Source organism: Sphingomonas sp. CCH5-D11 (assembly GCF_001557395.1).
Classification (GTDB): Bacteria; Pseudomonadota; Alphaproteobacteria; order Sphingomonadales; family Sphingomonadaceae; genus Sphingomonas.
On the sequence record NZ_LSKH01000253.1, the window covers coordinates 1 to 12,988 of the forward strand.

Here is a 12,988-nt window from a genome sequence, read left to right on the forward strand (position 1 = left end):
GCTCGCGCCGACGCTGAAGGGCACGATCCACCCGCCGCCACGGCTCATGCTGCAATGCCTGTTCTTCTTTTTCGCTGGCCTGCGCTTCCGCGAGCCCGCCTTCGCCCTCGCGCGCCGCGCCGGCATCGTCACGCTGGCGCTGGCCACGCCGGTCATGCTCGCTTTGATATGGGCCTATCACAAGAACGTCTTCGGCACGTTCCCGCTGGCCGGGATTGCCTGCGTCTTCTGGGGCATCATCGCCTCCAGCCTCGCGACGCGGCATGTGCCGCTGCTCCGTTCGTTCGGCCATTGGATGGGATCGCGGACGCTACAGGTCTATGTGCTCCATTTCCTGGTCCTCACCGCTTTGCTGAACCTCGCCGCCACGTACCTGCCCGGCGCGGTGAAGGGATCGCCGCTGGCCGCCATCGCCGCGCCGCTGCTTCTTACCCTCGTCACCACCCTGGGCTGTCTGGCGTTGGCCTATTGCCTGCCGCGGCTGAAGCTCGGCTGGTTGCTGAAACTGCCCCGGTGAGGCGCGCTTTCCCTCACGGCTTGCGATTGCTGCGCATCGCGAAGCTGGACGTGATCCGCGACACGCCCGGCAGTCGGGACAGCACGTCGCGGTGGAACCGGGCGTAATGATCCATGTCGGTGATCTGCAGCCGCAGCAGGTAATCGCCATCGCCCGTCAGCAGATACCATTCGCGGATCTCGGCATGGCGGCGCATCGCCGCCTCGAAACGGGTGAGATATTCCTCCGTCTGCCGTTCCAGCTCCACCTGCACCAGCGCCACCGTCCCCTCGTCAGGATCGCTGCCGGCGATGATCGCGGTATAGCCGCGGATCACGCCGCTTTTCTCCAGCAGCTTCAGCCGGCGCAGGCAGGCGGATTCGGACAGCCCCACCTCGCGCGCCAGCGCGCTGTTGGTGATCCGCGCATTCAGCCGGAGCTGGTTCAGGATGCGGCGGTCCACCGCGTCGGTCATGGTCGTGATTATCCCTGTTCGTTCGCAGATGCTGCGAAAACGGCGCCGCGATAGCAGCTTCCGTCGCAGATTCGGCCAAAAATCCGCGCCGGCTTCATCTATGATGCCATTGGAGAATGAGCGGGGAGAGCGAGTGGCGATGGTGAATCGTGCAATCTGGCGGCGGGTTCGGGCCGGCGGCGGCGCGGTGCCTGCTTCTGCCTTCGCTCTGGCCCCGCTTTCGCGTCCCGCCATGCCGGTGTCGGCACGATGAGGGTCGTCGTTCTTGGCGCCGGGGTGATCGGCGTCACCGCCGCTTATTACCTCCGCCGCGCCGGGCATGAGGTGGTGGTGGTCGATCGCCAGCCGGGCGCGGCGCTGGAAACCAGCTTCGCCAATGCGGGCGAGATCTCACCCGGCTATGCCTCGCCCTGGGCGGCGCCGGGCATTCCGGCAAAGGCGATCCGCTGGCTGCTGATGCATCACGCGCCGCTGATCCTGCGGCCGCGACCCGACATGGCGATGCTGACCTGGCTCGCCGCCATGCTGCGCAACTGCACGGCGCAGCGCTATGCCCTGAACAAGAGCCGCATGGTCGGGCTGGCGGAGTTCAGCCGCGACGAGCTGGTGGCGCTGCGCCGCGACCTGGGCATCGCCTATGACGAACGTTCGCAGGGGACGCTTCAGCTCTTCCGCACCGAGAAGCAGATGGCCGGCAGCGCGAAGGACATGGATGTGCTGCGCGATTATGGCGTGCCGTTCGAATTGCTCGACCGCGACGGCTGCGTGCGGGCGGAGCCGGGCCTCGCCGCCGCGCGCGACCGCTTCGTCGGCGGGCTTCGCCTGCCCAATGACGAAACGGGCGATTGCCACCTGTTCACCACCCGCCTGGCGGAGCGGCTCGCCGCGGATGGCGTGGAGTTCCGTTATTCCACCGCGATCCGGGCGCTTGAGCTATCGGGCGGCGCAATCGCCGGGGTCAGCACCGATGCCGGCACCATCCGCGGCGATACTTATCTCGTCGCGCTTGGCAGCCATTCGCCCCAGCTCGTCCGCCCGCTTGGCCTGCGCCTGCCGGTGTATCCGGTGAAGGGCTATTCGCTGACCGTGCCGATCGCCGATCCGGCGCTGGCGCCCGTCTCCACACTGCTCGACGAAAGCTACAAGATCGCGATCACCCGCCTGGGCGATCGCATCCGCGTGGGCGGCATGGCGGAGATTTCCGGCTATGATAATTCGCTGCCGCGCCGGCGCGAGGCGACGTTGCTCCATTCGCTGAACGATCTGTTCCCCGGCGCGGCGCGGCCGGGGCCGACCGGCTTCTGGAGCGGCCTTCGTCCCATGACGCCCGATGGCCCGCCGATCATCGGCCGCGCGGGGCCCGCGAACCTGTTCCTCAGCACCGGTCATGGCACGCTCGGCTGGACCATGGCCTGCGGCTCGGCCGCGGTGGTTTCCGCGCTCATCTCGGGCCAGCGCCCCCCCATCGCTACCGACGGCCTCGGGCTAGATCGCTACAGCCGGTAAGCGGGGCCGCTCAGCGGGGCCGGTAAGCGGGCCGGTCGCCGGCGCCGCTCAGGCCAGCATTTCCACCGTCACCGGAAAGATCGGCCGGCCGGTGCGCGCGAAGGCGGCGACATTCTCCATCGTCGTCTCGGCGATGGCGGTCAGCGCCTCGTGCGTCAGGAACGCCTGGTGGCCGGTGATCAGCACGTTGGGAAAGGTCAGCAGGCGGGCGAACACATCGTCCTGGATGATCTGGCTGGACAGGTTCTCGAAGAAGAGGTCGCTTTCCTCCTCATAGACGTCCAGGCCGACATGGCCGATATGGCCGCTCTTCAATCCGTCGATCAGCGCCTGCGTTTCCACCAGCGCGCCGCGCCCGGTGTTGATGATCATCACCCCCGGCTTCATCCGCGCGATCGCCGCGTGATCGATCAGGTGGCGAGTGTGCGGGGTCAGCGGGCAGTGGAGCGAAATGATGTCGGATCGGGCGAACAGCGTCGCCAGATCGACATATTCCCCGCCGGTGGCCGAAAAGCTCCTGTTCGCGGCCGGATCATGGCCAAGGATGCGGCATCCCAGGCCGTTCATGATGCGCGCGAGGCTAGTGCCGATCTGCCCGGTTCCCACGATTCCCACCGTGCGACCGTGAAAGTTGAACCCGGTCAGCCCGTCCAGCGCGAAATTGCCCTCCCGCACGCGGGCATAGGCGCGGTGGATGTTGCGGCTGAGGCTCAGCATCAGCGCGGCGGTATGTTCCGCCACCGCCTCGGGCGAATAGGCCGGCACCCGCCCCACCTGGATGCCCAGCTCCTGCGCCGCGACCAGGTCCACATTGTTGAACCCGGCACAGCGCAGCGCGATCAGCCGCGTGCCCCCGGCGTGCAGCGCCTCCAGCACCGGCCGGTCGAGCAAGTCGTTGACAAAGGCGCATATTCCCGTCGCTCCCTGCCCAAGCGGCGCCGTGTCGAGGCTCAGCCTCGGCTCCAGGAAGCGGATCTCATGCCCCCCGCCCAGCGCATCGTTGGCCGCCGCCAGATAGGTCCGGTCATATGGTTTGGTGCTGAATGTCGCGATCCTCATGCCAGCGTCACCTTCCCTGTCCGCGCCCGGCCGGCCCGACTCGATCCCGTGGAGCGCGCGGCGTTTCCGTGCGTTCCCTGATAGTTCACGGGAGTAGCAAGTGGGTAGAAACTGGGTCGTCACCGCATCGGCAATCGCCCTTCTCGCAGGGTGCAGCGTTCAGGATCAATCAGCGCAAAATGGCGCCGCCGGAACGGAGGCGGCACAGCAGGCAAGCTGGAGCGACAGCACCGCCGACCAGCTGCGCAAGGCCATCGCCGGCCGCGCCGCGCACGGCCTGGATGGAAAGGATTTCGCCGTCAGCGGCGATGACCCACAGGCGCTGACCCAGGCGGCGCTCGCTTATGCCGGCGCGCTGGCGCAAGGCGCGACCGACCCCACCAAGCTGTACGACGTCTATACCGTCGCGCGGCCCAAGGTGGATCTGAAACAGGGCCTGCAGAATGCGCTCGCCGCCGGCGATGTCGGCAAGTGGCTCGACGGCCTCGCGCCGCAGGACGCCAATTACCGCCGCCTGTCCGAAGCGTATGTGGCGCTGCGCAAGCAGCCGGCGCAGGCGAAGCCGGCGGTTCCCGAAACGGGCGACCTGATCAAGCCGGGCGCCACCGATCCGCGCCTGCCGGTGATTGCCAACCAGCTGGTCGCGCTCGATTATCTTGACCGTGCCGCCGTGCAGGCCGGCGCACAATCTGGCGCACAGGGCAACAGCTACACCCCCGCCATGGTCGCGGCGGTAAAGACGATGCAGGCCGATTACGGCATGGAACCGGATGGCGTGATCGGCGCGGAGGCGCTGGCGATCCTCAACATGTCCGATGACGTGCGCGCCCGCGCGATCGCGGTGAACATGGAACGGCTGCGCTGGCTGGAGCGCAGCCCGCCGCCCACCCGCATCGACGTGAACGTCGCCGCCGCGCGGCTCAGCTATTTCCGCGACGGCAAGCTGGTCGACAGCCGCCGCGTCGTGGTGGGCGAGCCGGACACGGAAACACCGCAGCTCGGCTCCCCCATGTTCCGCCTCGTCGCCAACCCGACCTGGACGGTGCCGCGCTCGATCCAGAACAAGGAAATCGCCAACAAGGGCTCGGGCTATCTCAAGGCCAACAATATGGTGTGGAAGGACGGCTGGATCGTGCAGCAGCCGGGGCCGAAGAACTCGCTCGGCCTGGTCAAGTTCGACATGCAGAACGAACACGCCATCTACCTGCACGATACGCCCGCCAAGCCGCTGTTCGGCATGGTGCAGCGCGCGCGCAGCCACGGCTGCGTCCGCGTGGAGGACGCGCTCGGCTTCGCGCAGATGCTGGCCGAGCAGGAAGGCGTGCTCGACGAATGGAACAAGGCCCGTGCGACGGGCAAGGAAACCTTCGTCAAGCTGCCCCGCCAGATCCCCGTCCGGCTGCTGTACCAGACGGTGCTGTTCGACGAATCCGGCGCGCCGATCGTGCGCAACGATCCTTATGGCTGGAATGACCGCGTGTCCGAGGCGCTCGGCTTCAAGGGCCCGGCGTCGATGAAGGTGAAGAGCGGCGCCGCGGACGTCGGGCCGTAGGCGCGCGTCGCATCTCGCAATGAAGGTATGCTAGCCATATCAACTATTCATACCCGCTGGTAGCGTGCTGCCAGCTCGAAAGCCGCTGAGAGGAAACTCGACGCGGCTTTCCCTTTTCTGCTACTCGGATTTGATACGAACGATTGTTAAGTCGGCGACTTCAAGCAGTACCTTCGAAAGTTGCAGTCGGGCCCAGGTCTGAGATGGATTAATCACAAGATCCTGGCGGAAAGACGCTGCGTCCTCAACACAGTTGAAGCGGTGCGTTAGCATACAGCGCGCGCTTCAGCTGGTCTCGACGCAATGGCGTCGACCAGGGTTTGATCCAGGCTCCTCTAAGCACCGCCCCGGCGAAGGCCGGGGTCCAGGTGGGAAGGCGTTGGCAACGTCCGCTGTGCCTGCCAGCTTTGTCGCGCAACTGGGCCCCGGCCTGCGCCGGGGCGGCGGATCGATCTGGTCGGATCAAGCCCTCGGCAGCAGGTCTATTTGAATGCGCTTGGCACCGCGCCGGGCGGCGCCCGCTCACCCGGCGGGCGTTTCCAGCAACTTGTCGATGGTGATCGGCAGTTCGCGCACGCGTTTTCCCGTGGCGTGATAGATTGCGTTGGCGATCGCAGCCGCGGTGCCGACGATGCCGATCTCGCCCAGCCCCTTCACGCCCAGCGGCGACACCTCGGGATCGGGCTCGTGCACGAAGATCACGTCGATATCGTGCACATCGGCATGGGCGGGCACGTGATATTCGGCGAAATTGTGGTTCATCCACCGGCCCAGCTTGGTGTCCGCGAACGTCTCCTCGTGCAGCGCCATGCCCATGCCCATCACCACGCCGCCCAGGATCTGGCTACGCGCAGTCTTGGGGTTGATGATCCGGCCGGCGGCGACGGCATTGACCACGCGGGTCACGCGCACCTGGTTCAGTTCCTCGTCCACCCGCACTTCGCAGAAGATCGCGCTGTGCGTGTTGCGGGACTTCCGCGCCATGGACACCATGTCGCTGATCCCGGGTGCGGCGGTTTCCTCCACCTCGATGTCATCCAGCCCGGCGGCGGCCATCACGTCGGTGATCCTTGCGCGGATCGTGGGATTGTCGCGCCGGATCATCTCGCCGCCGGCGAACTCCAGCCCCTCGATGCCGTTGACGCCGCGAAACGGCTGCCCGTCCAGCTTCTCCGTCGCCGACAGCAGTTTCTTCGCCACTGACTGGCAGGCAAGCTGTACCGCCGCGCCGGTGGACGCCGCGGCCCAGGATCCGCCCTCCACCGGTGCCTGGGGCAGGTCGCTGTCGCCCAGCTTGGCGGTGATCTGCTCGGGCGCGAGGCCCAGCGTATCGGCCGCGACCTGCACCATCACCGTATAGGTGCCGGTGCCGATGTCGGAGCTGGCCGAGGCGACCTCCAGCGTGCCGTCGGCGCTCAGCACCGCGCGCGCCGCGGTCTTGCTGAACTGGGCGTCCCACATGCCCGTCGCCACGCCCCAGCCGATCAGCTCGCGCCCTTCCTTCATGGAGCGGGGCGCGGGCGATCTCTTCTCCCAGCCGAAGCGCGCCGCGCCCTCCTGATACGCCTCGCGCAGCGCCTTGGAGGTGTAGGGCGTGCCGTTCATCGCATCGACCTCCGAATAGTTCAGGAGGCGGAAGTCCAGCGGATCGACGCCGGCGGCATAGGCCATTTCGTCCATCGCGATCTCGAACAGCGCCATGCCCGTCGCCGCACCCGGCGCGCGCATGTCGGCGGAGGTATAGGTGTCGCGCGGCGCGATCGTATATTCGCCGCTGGCATTGGGGCAGTCGTAGTTCATCATGCCCCAGACGACGATATCCTCCATGTTGTTCTCGAAGCGGGAGGTGGAGGTGGTCGCGTCATGGATCATCGCCTGGAGCTTGCCATCCGGCTCGGCGCCGAGGCGCACCGAATAGGTGCATTCGGGGCGGTGCGCATGGGTGAACATCTGCTGGCGCGTCATCACCACCCGCACCGATCGCTCGATGTGGATCGCCGCCATCACGGCAAGCTGCACCTGCCATTGCGGCCGCAGCCCCGATCCGAAGCCGCCGCCGACATAAGCGTTGACGACGCGGACGTTCTTCTTGCTGAGGCCAAAGGCGCTGGCGAGATAGGCCTGCGGGCCCTGTGATCCCTGCACCTTGTCGTAAACGGTGATCTTGCCGTCGCCATGCCATTCCACCGTGGAGGCGTGCATCTCCATCGGATTGTGATGTTCGGGCGCGAGGTGATAGTCGCCCGTCATCTTTACCGGGGCATCGGCAAAGGCTGCCTCCGCATCGCCGCGGTTCTTCGGCGGATGATAATTGTTCCGCCGCTTCATGTACGACGGCAGGAACTTCTCGGCCAGCGAGGCCTCGAAGTCGATGTTGTGCGCCTCTTCCTCATAGCGCACCTCGATCAGGCTGGCGGCGAAGCGCGCCGCCTCGAACGTCTCCGCCACCACCAGCGCGACCGGCTGGCCGGCGAACAGGATAGTGTCGTCGTGAAATGCCTTGAACGGCTCGCCGGGGATCGACAGCTCGTCCTTCCAGTTGCGGTCGAGCCAAGCCTGTTTCGGGCGGTTGAGGTGGCTGATCACGTCCACCACGCCGGGCACCTCGCGGGCCGCGGCCTCGTCGATCGACAGGATCGAGCCCTTGGCGATCCGCGAATTGACCGCCACGCCGTGCAGCAGGCCGGGCACGTTATATTCGGCGGCATATTTCGCCTGCCCCGTCACCTTGTCCACGCCGTCCACCCGTGACAGCGACGAGCCGATGCCGATCTTGGCCGGTGCGTTCATGGGTTGCTCCTCAGACGATGCGCTTGTCGGTTTGCGATTGCGGCGTGCCCGCTGCGGCCTGCGCCAGCGCGCGCACGATGGCGCGCCGGGCCAGGCCGATCTTGAAATCATTCTCGCCCTGGCCGCGCGCGCCCTTCAGCATCGCCTCCGCCACGGCGCGAAAGGCATCTTCGCCCGGCCGCTCGCCGCGCAGCAGGCGCTCCGCCTCCGGCACGCGCCACGGCTTGTGCGCGACCCCGCCCAGCGCCACGCGCGCCTCGGCGATCTCGCCATCCTCCATCTTCAGGGCGACCGCGACCGACACCAGGGCAAAGGCGTAGGACAGCCGGTCGCGCAGCTTCAGATAGGTGTAATTGCTGGCGAATTCTTCCGCCGGCAGGTCGATCGCGGTGACAAGCTCGCCGGCGCGCAGGTTGTTATCGCGCCATGGCTCGTCGCCGGGCAGGCGGTGGTAATCGGCGAAGGGGATCGTGCGCTCGCCATCCGGCCCGCTCACCTGCACCTCCGCCTCCAGCGCGGCGAGCGCCACGCACATGTCGGACGGATGCGTGGCGATGCACTGGTCGCTCGCGCCAAGGATCGCATGGATCCGGTTCACGCCCCCGATCGCGCCGCAGCCCTCGCCGGGACGCCGCTTGTTGCAGGGGGTGTGCACGTCATAGAAATAATAGCAGCGCGTCCGCTGGTTGAGGTTGCCGCCGTTGGTCGCGGCATTGCGCAGCTGCGGCGAGGCGCCGGCGAGGATCGCGGAGGCGAGCAGCGGGTAACGCGCCTGCACCTCCGGATGGTAAGCGGTGTCGGCATTGGTGGCGAGCGCGCCAAGCCGCAGCCCGCCGCCCTCGCGCGCCTCGATCGCGCGCAGCGGCAGGTGATTGATGTCGATCACCTGCAACGGGCGGGCGACATTTTCCTTCATCAGGTCAACGAGATTGGTGCCGCCGGCGAGATAGGCGGCATGGTCGTCGCGTCCGGCGGCAATCGCATCGGCCGTAGCGCCGGGCCGCTGGTAATCGAAGCGGATCATGCCGGCTTCTCCGTGCCCAAAACCTCCAGCACCGCATCGGCGATGTTGGGATAGGCGCCGCAGCGGCACAGGTTGCCGCTCATCTGCTCGCGCACCTCGTCGCGGCTGTGCGCATGGCCTTCGTTGATCAGCCCCTGCGCGGAGCAGATCTGGCCCGGCGTGCAATAGCCGCACTGGAACGCGTCATGCTCGATGAAGGCGCTCTGCAGCGGGTGGAGCTTGCCCGGCTGGCCCAGCCCCTCGATCGTGGTCACCTCGCACCCGTCCAGCGTGACGGCGAGTTTCAGGCAGGAATTCATCCGCTTGCCGTCGATCAGCACCGTGCACGCGCCGCACTGGCCGTGATCGCAGCCCTTTTTTGATCCGGTGAGATCAAGCTTGTCGCGCAGCAGGTCGAGCAGCGTCGTCCAGGGCTCCACCTGCAGCCGGCGCGCCTCGCCGTTGATGGAAAGGCGCAGCGGCAGGGTGCCGATCGGGTCGGCGGCGACGCGCTGCGCGGCGGTGCGATCCAGCGTGACGGCCTCGTTCATGCCTGCGCCCCGGTCTTGCGGGCGTGCTTGCAGGCGGGGCCTTTGGTGTCGCTCATCGCTGGTCCTTCGCTTGTGCCATCGGGAGCCCGAACGGGCGAGCGTGCGAAAGGCTGCGCGATATCCGGCACTTGGCCGTTTGAGGCCGATTGCGCTCCGATTTCAGGCCGGCGGCTTCGACTGCGCGGCCGGATCGATCCCGGTGGCTGGCACGTCCGTGTTGTCGCCATCCTCCATGCCAAAGCGGGTCGTCCCGCCCTCCCCCGCCTGCTGCGGGCGAGTATCGTCTTGTTCCTGCGGCTTTTTGCCGGCTGCGCGATCGTCTTGCATCCTGTCCTCCATCAAGCCGCATCAACCCACGGGCGCGGCGATCGGGTCCGCGCAACAACACAATCCACATTCCATCCACAGCCCTGTCCGCAGCCTTTCCACGCTGCATCCACCGCCACTCCACAGTCTTTCCACATGCTTGTACTCGCGTTATCCACAAGGTTATCCCCAGGCGAACCTAGTCGTAAGCGCCTGACCCATCGGCAGAATTTCCAGCCATGCCACCGCCTGACCCAGCCATCCTGATCCGCCCGCTCTGCCCCGACGATCTGCCGGACGCCCTGGCGATCCAGGCGGCGAGCTACCCCGCGTTCCTGCGCGAGGACCGGGCGGCGTTCCTGAGCCGGTTGGAGATCGACGGAAGCTGTTGCCTGGCCGCGACGCGGGAAGGCGCGCTGATCGCCTATATGCTGGCGCATGGCTGGCCGCGCGCCGCGCCGCCTGCTGTCGGCACGATCCTGCCACGCCATGCAGCGATGGAAGTGCTATTCATCCATGACCTCGCCGTGGCGCCGTTCGGCCGCGGAACTGGCGTGGGCGGCCTGTTGGTGGCCGCATCCGTCACCCTGGCGGAGAAATTTGGCCTGCACCGTGCCGAGCTGATCGCGGTGGAGGGCGCGGCCGATTACTGGCGCAGGCTCGGCTTCACGGAGACGCCCGGTTCGCCCGCGCTCGCCGCCAAGGTCGCGGGCTATGGCCCGACGGCGAAATGGATGACACGGGAGATCGGCTGACGCTCAGGCCGCGCCGCGCACCTCCGGCACGTCAAGCGCGGTCAGCCGTGCCTCATGCCCCTGCCGGTCGATGCGGTAGAATTTCCAGATTGCGATCGACAGAAAGCTGAGCGTCGTCACCAGCACCAGGAAGGTCCAGCCGAGCGCCGCCAGCGTCTCCGCCGGCACCTGGCCCGGCAGCGCCTTGCGGGGAAAGGCAATGAGGGTGAGCAGCGCGCCGCCCAGCACCGTGCCCATCGCGGTGATGATCTTCTGGATGAACTGGTCGGCGGAAGTGATCAGCCCCTCCGACCGCCGGCCCGTCCGCGCCTGCGCATCCTCCACGATGTCCGCGATCATGGAACTGACCAGCACGAAGCCGCCGTAATAAAAGACGGCGGAAACAAAGGCGAAGCCGACCAAGGTGGGCAGCAGCAGCGGATCGCCATTGACGAAGAACACCCCCGACAGGCGCAGCAGCAGCGGCATGTTGGTAAGGATCGTGCCGACGAAGAACAGGCCCATGCAGGCGCGCTTCTTGCCATGGCGGCGGGACAGCATCGCGCCCACGATCGCGCCGATCGGCGTGGCGACGAAGCCGGCCACTGTCGTCAGCAACAGGGCGGAGGCGGGCAGGCCCCAGATGAAGGTGGCGATATAGGCCTCCAGCACGGTGCGGATGCCAAAGCCGATACCGGCCAGCGCGCCGGCGATCACCGCCACCGCCATGTTGCGATTGCGCAGTGTTTCCACCGCTTCTTTCAACGACTTGCCGATGCCGCCGGTGCTTTCGGGCGGCTCATAAAGCGCGCCGCGATAGCGCCGCGTGCCAAAGGCGTTGATCAGCATCGCCGCCAGCATCAGCAGCGCCGCGGCGATCCCCAGCCGGCCATAGCCCTCCCGCACCAGCTGCCCCACCGCGCCTTGCTCCGGCGAGAGGAACCAGCCGAGGCCGAGAAAGGCGGTGATCATCGCGCCGCCCGTCCCCAGCACCCAGCGCCAGGCGAGCAGATTGGTGCGCACATGATAGCCCGGCGCCAGCTCCGGCGTCAGCGCATTGGCCGGCACCTCATAGAGACTGAAGGTAAAGTTCAGCACCAGCGCACTGCCGAGGAGCCAGGCGAAGGTGGCGCCCGGCGACAGGCCGACCGGCGGATTCCACAGCATTGCGCAGAGGATCGCGACCGGCACCGGCGCGGCGAACATCAGCGTATGCCGGCGCCCCCAACGCGAGCGGAGATTGTCGGAAAAATGGCCGATCGCCGGATCCCACACCGCATCGCAGGCGATCACGATGGCGAGCGCGAGGCTGACCATCCATGCCTCCAGCCCGACCACCTGACTGTAAAACAACAGCAAAAGCGAACGCAGATAGATCAGCGAGCCATTCGCCATGGCGCCGGTGCCATGCGCGACCTTTGTGCCCAGCGGCAGGCCGGCGCGCTGCCGTTCGGGGGGAACATCGCTCAGCTCAGCCGCGATCGTCGCCATGATGCTCTCCTTGCTGCGGAACACCGGACGCCCGCCGGTGCCGCCCCTTCGCCGGCGCAGCCGGCCGCGCGGCATGATCGGATCACGAGCGGAGCAAATCGGCCGCGCGCCCGTAATCGGGTTTCGACCCGGCAGGCGGGATGCCGCACGGCCGCCATCGCAGCCCCGTGGCATACCCCGCCAGACCAACGGCCGGCGCGATTATTGCCGCTTACCGCCACAGATCATCCTCTCCATAACGAGTTTTGGAAAAAGCGTGGCCGCTGTCAAGATTTCAAATTCGGCTATGGTGGGTTTGATGGGGTTTGTGGGGCGGCGGTGTCGCTTGCTGCGGGGCGACTGTTTCGGGCGCGGCTGGTTTCAGGCAGTCGCGAACCCGCTACGAAAGCTTTCTGTTCTGCTGGAACTGTCGAGGCATCTAGGGTGCCGCTCCTCTCCAGCCATCGCGTTCGCGGAGCCTTGGACCCCGGCGCAAGGCCGGGGTGACGAATGGGTGAGGCGCGGTCGGCACCTCTGCAGAGGTTGCTCGACGGGAAGCGACAGAAGAGGCACACCGTTATCAAACACCCGCCCGCCCATCGGCGCGCAGCCACCCCGGCGGAGGCCGGGGCCCAGGTGAGAAGGCCGTTGTAACTGCCCTCGGCGCGTGCCGACGGCACTTTTCCCAGTTGGAGTCCGACCTTCGCGAGACTTGGGCGCGCGCTCCATCGTGCCGAAATCAGTCAGGGCATCTAGGGTTCCGCTCCTCTTCAGCCATCGCGTTCGCGGAGCCTTGGACCCCGGCACAAGGCCGGGGTGACGAGGGGGTGAGGCGCGGTCGGCACCTCTGCAGAGGTTTGCGATGTGGGGCAGCAAGAACCGGCACACCGTTTTTGAACACCCGCGCGGCCACCCCGGCAGAGGCCGGGGTCCAAGTGGGAAGGTCGTCGTAATCGCCTGACGAGGGATGTGGAGCGTGGCCGGGACCGTTGCGGAGGTTGCTCCGGCGGGAAGCGACGGGAGGGGCACATCGTTCTTGAGCGCCC

At 67.0% G+C, this 12,988-nt stretch carries 11 protein-coding genes; 4 read left to right on the forward strand and 7 right to left on the reverse strand.

From position 1 onward, the window contains the following. Nucleotides 1-517 (forward strand): hypothetical protein (locus AX702_RS22650; RefSeq protein WP_197420646.1); only part of this gene is annotated, 517 nt, incomplete at its 5' end. A gap of 13 nt (nt 518-530) precedes the next feature. Here AX702_RS22650 and AX702_RS15925 read toward each other — a convergent pair. Beyond that, entirely contained in the window at nt 531-971 is a 441-nt protein-coding gene (locus AX702_RS15925) for an Lrp/AsnC family transcriptional regulator (protein ID WP_066781227.1), read from the reverse strand. A gap of 249 nt (nt 972-1,220) precedes the next feature. Between AX702_RS15925 and AX702_RS15930 the strand changes: the two genes are divergently transcribed. Continuing rightward, the gene (locus AX702_RS15930; protein WP_066781212.1) at nt 1,221-2,477 is read left to right on the forward strand and encodes a D-amino acid dehydrogenase; all 1,257 of its coding nucleotides are present in this window, start codon (nt 1,221-1,223) and stop codon (nt 2,475-2,477) included. 48 nt (nt 2,478-2,525) lie between these two features. On the opposite strand, the gene AX702_RS15935 is transcribed toward AX702_RS15930, so the two are convergent. Further along, nucleotides 2,526-3,536: a 2-hydroxyacid dehydrogenase gene (locus AX702_RS15935; RefSeq protein ID WP_066781214.1), complete on the reverse strand. Its 1,011-nt coding sequence runs from the start codon at nt 3,534-3,536 to the stop codon at nt 2,526-2,528. A 100-nt stretch (nt 3,537-3,636) separates the two neighbouring features. Here AX702_RS15935 and AX702_RS15940 point away from each other — a divergent pair, with 100 nt between their 5' ends. Then, on the forward strand, nt 3,637-5,088 hold the full coding sequence (locus AX702_RS15940) for a L,D-transpeptidase family protein (RefSeq protein WP_066781216.1): 1,452 nt from the start codon (nt 3,637-3,639) through the stop codon (nt 5,086-5,088). 522 nt (nt 5,089-5,610) lie between these two features. Here the strand turns inward: AX702_RS15940 and AX702_RS15945 are convergent. The 4 genes from AX702_RS15945 to AX702_RS15960 all read right to left on the reverse strand — a co-directional run bounded on the left by AX702_RS15945 (nt 5,611) and on the right by AX702_RS15960 (nt 9,759). Further along, nucleotides 5,611-7,878, reverse strand: a complete 2,268-nt coding sequence (locus AX702_RS15945; RefSeq protein ID WP_066781218.1) for a xanthine dehydrogenase family protein molybdopterin-binding subunit — start codon at nt 7,876-7,878, stop codon at nt 5,611-5,613. A gap of 10 nt (nt 7,879-7,888) precedes the next feature. Next, nucleotides 7,889-8,902 carry an FAD binding domain-containing protein gene (locus AX702_RS15950; protein WP_066781219.1) on the reverse strand — a complete coding sequence of 338 codons (1,014 nt, stop codon included), beginning with the start codon at nt 8,900-8,902 and terminating at the stop codon, nt 7,889-7,891. Beyond that, the gene (locus tag AX702_RS15955) at nt 8,899-9,432 is read right to left on the reverse strand and encodes a (2Fe-2S)-binding protein (RefSeq protein ID WP_066781221.1); all 534 of its coding nucleotides are present in this window, start codon (nt 9,430-9,432) and stop codon (nt 8,899-8,901) included. The genes AX702_RS15950 and AX702_RS15955 overlap by 4 nt, the downstream gene beginning before the upstream one ends. Nucleotides 9,433-9,591: 159 nt before the next feature. Then, nucleotides 9,592-9,759, reverse strand: a complete 168-nt coding sequence (locus tag AX702_RS15960; protein ID WP_156455533.1) for a hypothetical protein — start codon at nt 9,757-9,759, stop codon at nt 9,592-9,594. Between the two features lie 218 nt (nt 9,760-9,977). Between AX702_RS15960 and AX702_RS15965 the strand changes: the two genes are divergently transcribed. Continuing rightward, complete coding sequence (locus AX702_RS15965; RefSeq protein WP_066781225.1) at nt 9,978-10,493, forward strand: GNAT family N-acetyltransferase; 516 nt, start codon at nt 9,978-9,980, stop codon at nt 10,491-10,493. 3 nt (nt 10,494-10,496) lie between these two features. On the opposite strand, the gene AX702_RS15970 is transcribed toward AX702_RS15965, so the two are convergent. Then, entirely contained in the window at nt 10,497-11,963 is a 1,467-nt protein-coding gene (locus AX702_RS15970) for an MFS transporter (RefSeq protein ID WP_197420647.1), read from the reverse strand. Nucleotides 11,964-12,988: the final 1,025 nt, after the last annotated feature.

What these genes read in the sequence shown, in the direction of transcription:
- AX702_RS15925 (WP_066781227.1), bottom strand. Translation starts at nt 971, where the DNA reads ATGACCGACGCGGTGGACCGCCGCATCCTGAACCAGCTCCGGCTGAAT.
- AX702_RS15930 (WP_066781212.1), top strand. Translation starts at nt 1,221, where the DNA reads ATGAGGGTCGTCGTTCTTGGCGCCGGGGTGATCGGCGTCACCGCCGCT.
- AX702_RS15935 (WP_066781214.1), bottom strand. Translation starts at nt 3,536, where the DNA reads ATGAGGATCGCGACATTCAGCACCAAACCATATGACCGGACCTATCTG.
- AX702_RS15945 (WP_066781218.1), bottom strand. Translation starts at nt 7,878, where the DNA reads ATGAACGCACCGGCCAAGATCGGCATCGGCTCGTCGCTGTCACGGGTG.
- AX702_RS15950 (WP_066781219.1), bottom strand. Translation starts at nt 8,902, where the DNA reads ATGATCCGCTTCGATTACCAGCGGCCCGGCGCTACGGCCGATGCGATT.
- AX702_RS15955 (WP_066781221.1), bottom strand. Translation starts at nt 9,432, where the DNA reads ATGAACGAGGCCGTCACGCTGGATCGCACCGCCGCGCAGCGCGTCGCC.
- AX702_RS15960 (WP_156455533.1), bottom strand. Translation starts at nt 9,759, where the DNA reads ATGCAAGACGATCGCGCAGCCGGCAAAAAGCCGCAGGAACAAGACGAT.
- AX702_RS15965 (WP_066781225.1), top strand. Translation starts at nt 9,978, where the DNA reads ATGCCACCGCCTGACCCAGCCATCCTGATCCGCCCGCTCTGCCCCGAC.
- AX702_RS15970 (WP_197420647.1), bottom strand. Translation starts at nt 11,963, where the DNA reads ATGGCGACGATCGCGGCTGAGCTGAGCGATGTTCCCCCCGAACGGCAG.